Genomic DNA, 12,155 nt, shown 5'->3' on the forward strand with positions numbered 1-12,155 from the left:
CCCGGGGGGCTTTTTTCTTGGCTGACAAGCCGAGCGCCCTGGGGCATCCTGTACGCTTTCGTCTCGCCCCCGTACAATGCGGGGTCATTTCAAACATTCAGGCAATCGACACGGCTTCCCATGCGCACCAGTCAATATTTGCTCGCCACCCAGAAAGAAACCCCGGCAGACGCCGTTGTCATCAGCCACCAGCTTATGCTGCGCGCCGGCATGATCCGCAAGCTGGCCTCCGGCCTGTACACCTGGCTGCCAATGGGCCTGCGAGTCATGCGCAAGGTCGAGAACGTGGTGCGCGAAGAAATGAACGCCGCCGGTGCCCTTGAAGTACTGATGCCAAGCATCCAGCCAGCAGAGTTGTGGCAGGAATCCGGGCGCTGGGAGCAATACGGCCCTGAGCTACTGCGCCTGAAGGATCGCCATGACCGCGATTTCTGCGTCGGCCCGACTCACGAAGAAGTGATCACCGACCTGGCACGCAACGAGCTGTCCAGCTATAAACAGCTGCCGCTGAACATGTACCAGATCCAGACCAAGTTCCGTGACGAGATCCGTCCGCGCTTCGGCCTGATGCGCGGCCGCGAGTTCATCATGAAGGACGCCTACTCCTTCCATGCCGACCAGGCTTCCCTGCAGGAAACCTACGACCGCATGCACCAGGCGTACTCCAACATCTTTACCCGCCTGGGCCTGGACTTCCGTCCGGTGCAGGCCGATACCGGTTCGATCGGTGGCAGCTACTCCCACGAATTCCACGTCCTGGCCTCTTCCGGCGAAGATGACGTGATCTTCAGCGACACCTCCGACTACGCCGCCAACATCGAGAAAGCCGAAGCGATTCCACGGGAAACCGTGCGTCCGGCGCCAACCGAAGAACTGCGCCTGGTCGACACGCCAAACGCCAAGACCATCGCCGAACTGGTCGAGAACCACGGCCTGGCGATCGAGAAGACCGTCAAGACCCTGATCGTGCACGGCGCCGAGGAGGGCAAGCTGGTCGCCCTGATCGTGCGTGGCGACCACGAGCTGAACGAAATCAAGGCCGCCAAGCTGGAGCAGGTTGCCGACCCGCTGGTCATGGCCAGCGACGCCGAGCTGCGGGCGGCCATCGGTGCCGGCGCCGGCTCGCTCGGTCCGCTGAACCTGCCGCTGGAATGCGTCATCGACCGCTCGGTCGCCCTGATGAGCGACTTCGGCATCGGCGCCAACATCGACGACAAGCACTACTTCGGCGTGAACTGGGAGCGTGACCTGCCGGTGCCACAGGTCGCCGACCTGCGCAACGTCGTCGCCGGCGATCCGAGCCCAGACGGCCAGGGCACCCTGGTCATCAAGCGCGGCATCGAGGTGGGCCACATCTTCCAGCTCGGCACCAAGTACAGCGAAGCGCTCAAGTGCCAGGTACTGGGCGAGAACGGCAAGCCGGTAGTGCTGTCCATGGGCTGCTACGGTATCGGCGTATCCCGTGTGGTTGCCGCCGCCATCGAGCAGAGCCATGACGACAAGGGCATCATCTGGAACGACGCCCTGGCGCCCTTCCAGATCGCCCTCGTACCATTGCGCTACGAGACCGACGCCGTGCGCGAGGCAACCGACAAGCTCTACGCCGAGCTGACCGCCGCAGGCTACGAAGTGCTGCTGGACGACCGTGACAAGAAGACCAGCCCCGGCATCAAGTTCGCCGACATGGAACTGATCGGCATCCCGCACCGTATCGTCGTCAGCGACCGCGGCCTGGCCGAAGGCAACCTGGAGTACAAGCACCGCACCGAACAGGATGCCCAGCCTCTGCCGCTCAACGAAGTGCTGACCTTCCTGCAGGCCCGCATCCGCCGCTGACCACCAATGCACGAGTGAACATGTCCAAGCGAAGTACCTTTACCCTGGGGGGCGCCGCGCTCTGCGGCGCCCTGTTCCTCAGCGGCTGCGCCAACCAGATGTCCCAGCGCAGCGAGCACGAGGAACGTGTCGAGCGCAAGTTGCTCGAGCACAGTCTGCAGATCGACGTCGGCGAGCCCAAGGTGATGGAGCTTCCGCAACGACGTGTTCGCATCAATGAACAGCGACGTTTCGAGGTCACCGAGTTCGAAGTCACACGGCGCTATGACCGCTACACGCCCTACCAGCCTTGGCGGGAGATCTACGAGATCCCACTGGGTGCGGTGGCGGTGGTCGCGGGCATCGGCGCCAACGTGGTCAACGTGATCACCTTCGACAGCCTGCCGCAGAGCATGACCCACGACTGGCTGAGCTACGGTCTGGCCGGGCTCAACCCGTTCATGAACGTGCAGTCCAACGGTCGCGCGCAGCAGAACCTCGCAGGCATCAGCGAGATCCAGAAGGACAAGCGCGAGGAGTTCACCAGCCTGCCGTGGAGCGAACGCCTGGTCGAGGTCAAGGCCGGCAAGATGACCCACGAGCTGACCACCGACAAGCATGGCGTGCTGCGCCTGAACCTGCTCGACAGCCCGTTCTCGGAGCAGAACCTCAACCACATCGGCACCCTGCACCTGGCAGCGGTCGATGAGGACAACGGCATCCGTGGCGATGCCAGCCTGCTGGTGAGCGGCAACCTGCGCAACAAGCTGCTGGAAGCCCACGAATTGATCTTCGACGACCTTGAGGACGATGACGTCGGCCAGTGGGTGCATCGGGTCAAGCGCCTCTCGGAGCTGGGCCTTGAGGAGGAAGCCAGCGAGCTGGAACAGAGCCTGATCGAGCTGACACGCAACGATCCGGAACTGCAGCAGGAGTTTCTCAAGACGCTGACCAAGGAAACCGGCCGATTGGTCGCTGACCCTGGCGAGCGGTAAAAAGAAAGGGGCGCAATGCGCCCCTTTCCTTTATTGAGCAGGAAACAGCTCCAACTGCTCATGCGCTCCGCGCAGATCCCGCAACCTTACCCCTACCCCCAGCAATCTCACCGGCTTGGCGCCACGAGCAAAGGCCTGACTGAGCAACTGCCGGTAGCTTTCCAAGTCCCTCCCCGCCCCTGCTTGTTCCAGCGTGGTCTGGCTGAAGTCATGGAACTTGACCTTGACGAAAGGCTTGTCCGGCTTATAACTGCTGTCCATCCGCGCAATTCGTTCATTGAGACTGTTGAGCAGCTCAGGAATCTTTTCCAGGCAACTGGCCAGATCAGGCAGATCGTTGTCGTAGGTGTTCTCGACACTGACCGACTGACGCCGGCTGTCGGTCTGTACGATTCGTTCGTCGATGCCATGGGCAAGCCCCCACAGCCGCTCACCGAAACTACCGAACTCACGCACCAGGCTCAGGCGCGACCACTCGCGCAACGACTGGCAGGTGTCGATACCAAGCCTTGAAAGCTTGTCGGCAGTCACCTTGCCCACCCCATGCAGGCGCGCCACCGGCAGTGCGGCAACGAACTCATCGACCTGATCGGGCCTGACCACGAACAATCCATTGGGCTTGCGCCAGTCGCTGGCGATCTTGGCCAGGAACTTGTTTGGCGCGACTCCAGCGGAAACGGTGATGTGCAAGGTCTGTGCGACGCGCCGGCGAATATCCTCGGCAATACGCGTGGCGCTGCCGGAGAACCATTGACTGTCTGTCACATCCAGATAGGCCTCATCCAGCGACAAGGGCTCGATCAGGTCGGTGTAGTCGCGAAAGATCGTGTGGATTTCCCGCGAGGCCTCGCGATAGGCCTCGAAGCGCGGCTTGACGATCAACAGGTCCGGGCACAGTTTCATGGCATGGCCCGACGACATCGCCGAGCGCACCCCATAGGCCCGCGCTTCATAGTTGCAGGTGGCGATCACCCCACGCTGGCCGGGCTGACCGCCCACAGCCATCGGTCGCCCCGCCAGCCGGGGGTCGTCACGCATCTCGATCGCGGCATAAAAACAGTCACAATCAATGTGGATGATCTTGCGCAGGGACATGGATGACCGTCAGCACTGTAAATTCATACAGATATTACAGCACGACACCCGATATTCGTCAGCCCTGCTGCACCGCTGCCAGGATGATCGGCATTATCACCGCCTGCCACTCAAAACACGCCACAACCCGCGTCGTGGCTGAGGCCAAGACTATTCCAGCGACGCTAAGGGATTGAACAAAAAAGGTTTTTTGAAAATAACGCTTGACTCGCTGAAGGATCTGCGTAGAATTCGTTTCCACAGGCGCGGGATGGAGCAGCCTGGTAGCTCGTCGGGCTCATAACCCGAAGGTCGTCGGTTCAAATCCGGCTCCCGCAACCAGATTCGAGAAGAGGCCACTGTTCACACAGTGGCCTTTTTCTTTGCCCTCGAAAAAACTCGAAAAAAATCAACGATTAACACTTGACACTCAATCGTTAATCCGTAGAATGCGCACCACTGACGCGGGATGGAGCAGCCTGGTAGCTCGTCGGGCTCATAACCCGAAGGTCGTCGGTTCAAATCCGGCTCCCGCAACCATATTCGTCAGAACAGGCCCCGCCTATCCCAGGATAGTGCGGGGCTTGTTGCGTTTGTCCCTGGAAAAAACCTGTCGTACGCGCTTTGCCATTTGTCTGGCACCTCAATGAACTAACTTTAACTAACCTGAAACGGATAAACCTACTCCACCCGGAGTACTATCTGGACACGTTTTCCAAAGGGACTTTCACTTGGCCGCACGTCTCCTCCCCCTCGCGCTCGCCGCACGAGGTATTTCATGACCTCCCGCTCTCCAGACTCCCAGGCCCCTATCACTGCTGCCCTGCCTGCGGCAGCACAGCGTCTGCCGTGGCTCGAACGCCTCAGCAAATACCGCCAGCCCATCGGCCTGGCGATAACCCTGTTGTTGTTCGCCATGGCACTGATCGCCTGCCGACACCTGCTGAGCGAGTTGGACATCTATGCCTTGCATGACGCCATGCTCAGCGTGCCCAAGCAGGCGCTGCTAGGTGCGGTACTGGCCACTGTGGCAGGCTTCGTGACCCTGCTGGGGTACGAGTGGTCCGCGGCCCGCTATGCAGGCGTCAAGCTACCACCCCGCACCCTGATGCTGGGCGGTTTCAGTGCATTCGCCATCGGCAATGCCATCGGGCTGTCAATGCTCTCCGGTGGCTCGGTGCGCTATCGCCTGTACGCGCGCAAGGGGCTGGGGGCTGCGGAAGTCGCACGGATGACCGTGTTCGCCAGTCTCTCCCTAGGCTGCGCATTGCCTCCGCTGGCAGCAGTGGCCACCTTGAGCGACCTCACCTCGGCCTCCACCGCATTGCGTATGTCCCCGGTACTGCTGGGCAGCATCGCCACCGCGGTGTTGCTGGCCTGCGCCGTCCTGGCGGTGGGGCTCTATCGTCGCCGCGCTGCCGAGCAGCCCCTGGCCGACAATCTGCTGGTGCAGGTCGGACGCCGCACCCTGCGCCTGCCCAGTGCACGCCTGACCGCCCTGCAACTGGTCATCACCGCACTGGACGTTGCCGCCGCCGCCACGGTGCTTTACCTGCTGTTGCCCGAAGCCCCGCCATTCGGTGCTTTCGTTCTGGTCTACCTGCTGGCCCTCGCGGCGGGTGTACTCAGCCATGTGCCCGGCGGTGTCGGTGTGTTCGAAGCGATCCTCCTCGCGGCCTTCGCCAACGAACTGGGCGCCGCCCCACTGGCCGCGGCGCTGCTGCTGTATCGCCTGATCTACGTCGTGCTGCCGTTGCTGGTGGCCTGCGTTCTGCTGTTGGTCAACGAAGCCCGCCGCCTGCTGTTCGCCCAACAGGCGATCAAGGCAGCGTCCGGGCTCGCCGCTCCCGTGCTGGCGATCCTGGTGTTTCTGTCCGGCGTGGTGCTGTTGTTTTCCGGCGTGACCCCGGAGATCGACAGCCGCCTGGAGCACATGGGCTTTCTCATCCCGCATCGCCTGATCGACGCCTCGCACTTCGGCGCAAGCCTGATCGGCGTCCTCTGCCTGCTGCTGGCACAGGGCCTGCGTCGCCGCCTGTCGGCGGCCTGGCTGCTGACCACGGTGTTGCTGCTGACGGGCGCACTGCTGTCGCTGCTCAAGGGCTTCGACTGGGAAGAGGCGTCGATGATGATCTTCACCACCGCCCTGCTGGCCCTGTTCCGGCGCTCGTTCTATCGCCCCAGCCGCCTGCTGGAGCTGCCGTTCTCGCCGATCTACCTGGTAGCCAGCGCTTGCGTGGTCGGTGCCTCGGTATGGCTGCTGCTGTTCGCCTATCAGGACGTCCCCTACAGCCACAAACTGTGGTGGCAATTCACCCTCGACGCCGATGCTCCGCGCGGCCTGCGCGCTGCACTGGGCAGTGCAGTACTGCTGGTGATCGTCGCCCTGACCTGGCTGCTGCGCACCGCGCGCCCGGTGATTCACCTGCCGAGCGAAAACGAACTGCAGCGCGCCAACCGCATTCTGCTGGCGTCCGATCAGCCCGACGGTGGCCTGGCCCTGACCGGTGACAAGGCGCTGCTGTTCCACCCCAACGACAACGCCTTCCTCATGTATGCCCGTCGCGGCCGCAGCCTGGTCGCCTTGTACGACCCGATCGGCCCGGCACAGGAGCGTGCCGAGATGATCTGGCAGTTCCGCGACCTCTGCGACCTGCACCATGCCCGCCCGGTGTTCTACCAGGTGCGCGCGGAAAACCTGCCGTTCTACATGGACATCGGCCTGACAGCGATCAAGCTTGGCGAAGAGGCGCGGGTCGACCTGCGCCGCTTCGACCTCGAAGCCAAGGGCAAGGAGATGAAGGACCTGCGCTACACCTGGAACCGCGGCGGCCGTGACGGCCTGACACTGGAAGTCCACGAACCCGGGCATGCGCCCTTGCAAGAGCTCCGGGAAATCTCCGACGCCTGGCTGGCCGGCAAGAACGTGCGCGAAAAAGGTTTCTCGTTGGGCCGCTTCAGCCCGGAGTACCTGCAACATTTCCGTATCGCACTGATCCGCTTCCAGGGCCGTCCGGTGGCCTTCGCCAACCTGCTGGAAACCCACAGCAACGAACTGGCCAGCCTGGACCTGATGCGCGCACACCCCGAGGCACCGAAGCTGACCATGGAATTCATGATGCTCGGCCTCATCCTGCATTACAAAAGCCACGACTATGCCCGCTTCAGCCTGGGCATGGTGCCGCTTTCCGGCCTGCAACCGCGTCGCGGCGCACCGCTGACCCAACGCTTGGGCTCGATGGTGTTCCAGCGCGGCGAGCAGCTCTACAACTTCCAGGGCCTGCGGCGCTTCAAGGACAAGTTCCAGCCGGACTGGGAACCCCGTTACATGGCTGTGCCAGCCGGGCTGGACCCCCTGGTTGCACTGGCTGATACTGCCGCCCTGATTGCTGGCGGCCTGACTGGATTGGTGAAACGCTGATGACTCGACGTTACTGGTTGTACCTGCTGATCCCCCTGCTGCTCGCCGTGCTGGCTGGCGGCGGGGCCTTCTGGCTGTGGACCCGCCCTGCCCCCGAAGCCCGTATCGAGCACTTCACGCTGGACGATGGCAGTAACCTGACCCGGGTCACACCCGGCGTACGCGCCAAGACCCTGGTGGCAGTTGGCGTGCCCCATGATCAGGCACTGACCGACAAGCAACTGCTGGACCTCAGCCAGGCCGGTGAGGCTCAACTGGTGCAGGTGATCCTGCCGACCGGCGACTGCAGCAAGCAGCAGGTGGCGCTGGACCAGGCCATGGGCAAGCTCTCCGGCAAGCCGACCCTGGTTGCCGGCATCGGGCCAGGCGCCTCGCAGGCCTGGCGCTGGCTGGCCGGGCAGAACGACGACAAGGCCCGGGCCATCTCGGTAGACTTCAACCTCGAACAGCCAGACTGCAAGGTCGAGCTGCCCAAAACCGCTGCCCACGGTCACTGGAACGTGGCCTGGAACGACAACCCCGACGATGCCAGCGCTGCCTTCGTGCGCGACCAGGCCAACGCCGAAACCAGCATCAGCGACTATGACATTCACCTGCCGCAGGTGCTCAAGGCCCAACTGACCCAGGCCCTGGTCGGTCGCGACGGTAACGCCCTGGCGATTCCCGTGGTGGAAGTGCCAGCCGGCCAGACCACCGACACCGTCACCCTGTTCCTCTCCGGTGACGGCGGCTGGCGCGACCTGGACCGCGACGTGGCGGGCGAGATGGCCAAGCTCGGCTACCCGGTGGTCGGCATCGACACCCTGCGCTACTACTGGCAGCACAAGACGCCTGAACAGAGCGCTGCCGACCTGTCGGAGCTGATGCAGCACTATCGTCAGAAATGGGGCACCAAGCGCTTCGTGCTGACCGGCTATTCGTTCGGTGCCGATGTCCTGCCGGCCATCTACAATCGCCTGCCGGAAGCCGACCAGAAGCGCATCGACGCGGTGATCCTGCTGGCCTTCGCCCGCAGTGGCAGCTTCGAGATCGAAGTGGAAGGCTGGCTGGGCAAGGAAGGCCAGGAGGCCCCGACCGGGCCGGAGATGGCCAAGCTGCCTGCCGCCAAGGTGGTGTGCATCTATGGTGTGGAAGAAACCGACGAGAGCGGCTGCACCGACAAGACGGCCGTCGGCGAGCGCATGAAGCTGCCAGGCGGCCATCACTTCGACGAGAACTACCCGGCGCTGGCCAAGCGCCTGATCGGCGAGATCGAAACCCGTCAGGGCAAGTCGAACGTCGCAGAGCAGTAAGAACAACAAGGGCCGCAATGCGGCCCTTGTTATTTGAGTCAGATCTCGACCTGGGTTCCCAGCTCGATCACTCGGTTCAGCGGCAGGTTGAAGAAGCGCAGGTTGCCGTTGGCATTCTTCAGCAGGAACGCGAACAGGTTCCCGCGCCAGCGCGACATGCCTTCCAGGCGCGAGGCGATCACCGTCTCGCGGCTGAGGAAGTAGGTGGTGCGCATGGGGCTGAAATCCAGCTCTTCCAGATGGCACAGCCGCAGTGCCGCGGGTACGTCCGGTTCATCCATGAAGCCAAAGTGCAGCAATACGCGGAAGAACCCGTCGCCATAGGCCTCGACCTCGAAACGCTCCGACTCCGGCACCCGCGGCCGATCCTCGCTGACCACCGTCAACAGTACGACCTGGCTGTGCAGCACCTGGTTGTGCAGCATGTTGTGCAACAACGCATGGGGCACCGCATCGGCACGCGCCGTGAGGAACACTGCTGTCCCCTCGACACGATGCGGTGGCTGCACACGAATGCTGCTGATGAACACCGGCAACGGCAGCCCCCCCTCATCGATACGCTCGACGAGAATCTGCTTGCCACGCTTCCAGGTGCTCATCAGCACGAACAAGACGATCCCCGCCAGTACCGGGAAAGCACCACCCTGCACGATCTTCGGCACGTTGGCGGCGAAGAACAGCCCGTCCACCAACAGGAACCCCACCAGCAGCGGGACTGCCAGCACCGGTGGCCACTTCCACAGCAGCAGCATCACTGCGGCGACCAGGATAGTGGTCATGAGCATGGTGCCGGTCACCGCCACCCCATAGGCCGCCGCCAGGGCACCGGAAGACTCGAAACCAATCACCAGCAGCACGACGCCGACCATCAGGGTCCAGTTCACTGCACCGATGTAGATCTGCCCCTGCTCGTCACTGGAGGTGTGCTGGATCTGCATGCGCGGCACGTAGCCCAGCTGGATGGCCTGGCGGGTCAGGGAGAAGGCACCGGAAATCACCGCCTGGGAGGCGATCACCGTGGCCATGGTCGCCAGCCCCACCAGCGGCAGCAGTGCCCAGCTTGGTGCCAGCAGATAGAAGGGGTTGCGCGCAGCCTCGGGGTTTTGCAACAGCATCGCGCCCTGGCCGAAGTAGTTGAGCACCAACGCTGGCAGCACCAGGGCAAACCAGGCACGGGCGATCGGCTTGCGCCCGAAGTGGCCCATATCGGCGTACAGCGCCTCGGCGCCGGTCAGCGCAAGCACCACCGCACCGAGAATCGCCACGCCCATTCCGGGATGGACGATGAAGAAGTTCAACGCCCACCCGGGATTGAACGCCTTGAGCACTTCCGGGCTCTGCTGGATGCCATGCACCCCGAGCGCAGCCAGCACGAGGAACCAGGCAACCATGATCGGGCCAAAGGCCTTGCCGATCTTCTCGGTGCCATGCTTCTGCACCAGAAACAGTACCACCAGCACTACCAGCGAGATCGGCACCACCCAGTGGTCGATGCCATCGAACGCCAGCCCCATGCCCTCGACCGCCGACAGCACCGAGACTGCCGGGGTGATCATGCTGTCGCCATAGAACAGCGAGGCGCCGACCAGCCCACAGCCGACCATCAGCATGCGCAGCCGCGGATGCCCCGCCGTGGCACGCCGCGCCAGCGCGGTGAGCGCCATGGTGCCGCCCTCGCCCTGGTTGTCGGCGCGCAGGATGAACATCACGTACTTGAACGACACGACCCACAGCAGCGACCAGAGAATCAGCGACAGGATGCCCAGCACCCCGTCGTGGTCGACCTGTACGCCATAACCGCCGGTAAAGACTTCCTTAAGGGTATACAACGGGCTGGTGCCGATATCGCCATAGACCACCCCCACAGCTGCCACCAGCAGGCCCAAAGGGCGTGCCGCCCCATGCCCGCCCTCGGCGTGACTGCTTGCCTGAACCATCGACCACTCCCGCAGACGGCCCTTCGGGGCCGATAGTATTCGCACCGGACGGCATGCTCGCAGCGCCCGGACCGCTGTCGTCATCCGGCTATCATTGCTACCCGGACACAACGGCGCGAAGCATAGCGCAGCGCTCGTCGCTTTTCTGCTGGTCAAGCGACCTTGCGCTCGCTAGAATTGCGCACTTTTTGATCAGAGGCGCCAAAAACGCCCGCCCGGATCACGCCGCCACTGGCAGGCGCGACCTGTTTCAATACCGAGGTTAGTCATGTCCACCACTCCCGCCACGCCGAAGGTCGGCTTTGTCTCCCTGGGCTGCCCAAAAGCCCTGGTCGACTCCGAGCGCATCCTCACCCAACTGCGCATGGAAGGCTATGAAGTCGTTCCGACCTACGAAGACGCCGACGTGGTGGTGGTCAACACCTGCGGCTTCATCGACAGTGCCAAGGCCGAGTCGCTGGAAGTGATCGGCGAAGCGATCAAGGAAAACGGCAAGGTCATCGTCACCGGCTGCATGGGTGTCGAGGAAGGCGCCATCCGTGACGTGCACCCCAGCGTGCTGTCGGTCACCGGCCCACAGCAGTACGAGCAGGTGGTCAATGCCGTGCACGAGGTGGTGCCACCGCGCCAGGACCACAACCCACTGATCGACCTGGTGCCGCCGCAGGGCGTCAAGCTGACCCCGCGCCACTACGCCTACCTGAAGATTTCCGAAGGCTGCAACCACAGTTGCAGCTTCTGCATCATCCCGTCGATGCGCGGCAAGCTGGTCAGCCGTCCGGTCGGCGAAGTGCTGAGCGAGGCCGAGCGCCTGGTCAAGGCTGGGGTCAAGGAGATCCTGGTGATTTCCCAGGACACCAGCGCCTATGGCGTCGACGTCAAGTACAAGACCGACTTCTGGAACGGTCGCCCGGTCAAGACCCGCATGCTCGAGCTGTGCGAAGCCCTGAGCAGCCTGGGCGCCTGGGTGCGCCTGCACTATGTCTACCCCTACCCCAACGTCGATGACGTGATCCCGCTGATGGCGGCCGGCAAGATCCTGCCGTACCTGGACATCCCGTTCCAGCACGCCAGCCCCAAGGTGCTCAAGGCCATGAAACGCCCGGCCTTCGAGGACCGTACCCTGGCGCGCATCAAGAACTGGCGCGAGCAGTGCCCGGAACTGGTGATCCGCTCGACCTTCATCGTCGGCTTCCCCGGCGAGACCGAAGAGGACTTCCAGTATCTGCTCGACTGGCTGACCGAAGCCCAGCTCGACCGCGTCGGCTGCTTCCAGTACTCGCCGGTCGAAGGCGCCCCAGCCAACGACATGGGCCTGGAAGAAGTCCCGGATGACGTCAAGCAGGATCGCTGGGACCGTTTCATGGCCCACCAGCAGGCGATCAGCAGCGCACGCCTGCAACTGCGTATCGGCAAGGAGATCGAGGTACTGATCGACGAAGTCGAGGAGCAGGGTTCGGTAGGCCGCAGCTTCTTCGACGCGCCGGAAATCGACGGCAGCGTGTTCATCGACGGTGACCACGGCTTCAAGCCGGGCGACAAGGTACGTTGCCGTATTGTCGATGCCGACGAATACGACATGTGGGCCGAACCGGTCTGATCGAGACGCAAGCCCCGCCCC

7 protein-coding genes and 2 tRNA genes are annotated in these 12,155 nt (G+C 63.2%); 7 read left to right on the forward strand and 2 right to left on the reverse strand.

Translation table 11 applies throughout. The features are described from left to right. Positions 1–120 precede the first annotated feature (120 nt). Both HU729_RS23085 and HU729_RS23090 read left to right on the forward strand, forming a co-directional pair. Positions 121–1,836 (forward strand): proline--tRNA ligase, encoded by a 1,716-nt coding sequence (locus HU729_RS23085; RefSeq protein ID WP_186667184.1) that lies wholly within the window; start codon positions 121–123, stop codon positions 1,834–1,836. A 20-nt stretch (positions 1,837–1,856) separates the two neighbouring features. Next, positions 1,857–2,810, forward strand: coding sequence for a hypothetical protein (locus HU729_RS23090; protein ID WP_186667185.1), 954 nt, complete (start codon positions 1,857–1,859; stop codon positions 2,808–2,810). A gap of 30 nt (positions 2,811–2,840) precedes the next feature. On the opposite strand, the gene dinB is transcribed toward HU729_RS23090, so the two are convergent. Beyond that, positions 2,841–3,899 carry a DNA polymerase IV gene (dinB, locus tag HU729_RS23095; RefSeq protein WP_186711656.1) on the reverse strand — a complete coding sequence of 353 codons (1,059 nt, stop codon included), beginning with the start codon at positions 3,897–3,899 and terminating at the stop codon, positions 2,841–2,843. Between the two features lie 250 nt (positions 3,900–4,149). Here dinB and HU729_RS23100 point away from each other — a divergent pair. The 4 genes from HU729_RS23100 to HU729_RS23115 all read left to right on the forward strand — a co-directional run bounded on the left by HU729_RS23100 (position 4,150) and on the right by HU729_RS23115 (position 8,597). After that, positions 4,150–4,226: transfer RNA gene (locus HU729_RS23100), tRNA-Met, on the forward strand. Between the two features lie 121 nt (positions 4,227–4,347). Next, a tRNA-Met gene (locus tag HU729_RS23105) sits at positions 4,348–4,424 on the forward strand. Between the two features lie 238 nt (positions 4,425–4,662). Beyond that, positions 4,663–7,305, forward strand: a complete 2,643-nt coding sequence (gene mprF, locus HU729_RS23110) for a bifunctional lysylphosphatidylglycerol flippase/synthetase MprF (protein WP_186711653.1) — start codon at positions 4,663–4,665, stop codon at positions 7,303–7,305. After that, positions 7,305–8,597: a virulence factor family protein gene (locus tag HU729_RS23115; RefSeq protein WP_186711654.1), complete on the forward strand. Its 1,293-nt coding sequence runs from the start codon at positions 7,305–7,307 to the stop codon at positions 8,595–8,597. The genes mprF and HU729_RS23115 overlap by 1 nt, the downstream gene beginning before the upstream one ends. A gap of 38 nt (positions 8,598–8,635) precedes the next feature. On the opposite strand, the gene HU729_RS23120 is transcribed toward HU729_RS23115, so the two are convergent. Continuing rightward, positions 8,636–10,534: a potassium transporter Kup gene (locus tag HU729_RS23120; protein WP_186667188.1), complete on the reverse strand. Its 1,899-nt coding sequence runs from the start codon at positions 10,532–10,534 to the stop codon at positions 8,636–8,638. Positions 10,535–10,802: 268 nt separating this feature from the next. Between HU729_RS23120 and rimO the strand changes: the two genes are divergently transcribed. Next, positions 10,803–12,134 carry a 30S ribosomal protein S12 methylthiotransferase RimO gene (rimO, locus tag HU729_RS23125; RefSeq protein WP_186711655.1) on the forward strand — a complete coding sequence of 444 codons (1,332 nt, stop codon included), beginning with the start codon at positions 10,803–10,805 and terminating at the stop codon, positions 12,132–12,134. The last annotated feature ends 21 nt before the right edge of the window (positions 12,135–12,155 follow it).

It is taken from the genome of Pseudomonas sp. RW10S2 (genome assembly GCF_014268985.1).
Classification (GTDB): domain Bacteria; phylum Pseudomonadota; class Gammaproteobacteria; order Pseudomonadales; family Pseudomonadaceae; genus Aquipseudomonas; species Aquipseudomonas wayambapalatensis.

Bases quoted from the DNA above. Each gene is read 5' to 3' on its own strand.
- HU729_RS23115 (WP_186711654.1), top strand. From the start codon at position 7,305: ATGACTCGACGTTACTGGTTGTACCTGCTGATCCCCCTGCTGCTCGCC.
- mprF (WP_186711653.1), top strand. From the start codon at position 4,663: ATGACCTCCCGCTCTCCAGACTCCCAGGCCCCTATCACTGCTGCCCTG.
- rimO (WP_186711655.1), top strand. From the start codon at position 10,803: ATGTCCACCACTCCCGCCACGCCGAAGGTCGGCTTTGTCTCCCTGGGC.
- HU729_RS23120 (WP_186667188.1), bottom strand. From the start codon at position 10,534: ATGGTTCAGGCAAGCAGTCACGCCGAGGGCGGGCATGGGGCGGCACGC.
- HU729_RS23090 (WP_186667185.1), top strand. From the start codon at position 1,857: ATGTCCAAGCGAAGTACCTTTACCCTGGGGGGCGCCGCGCTCTGCGGC.
- HU729_RS23085 (WP_186667184.1), top strand. From the start codon at position 121: ATGCGCACCAGTCAATATTTGCTCGCCACCCAGAAAGAAACCCCGGCA.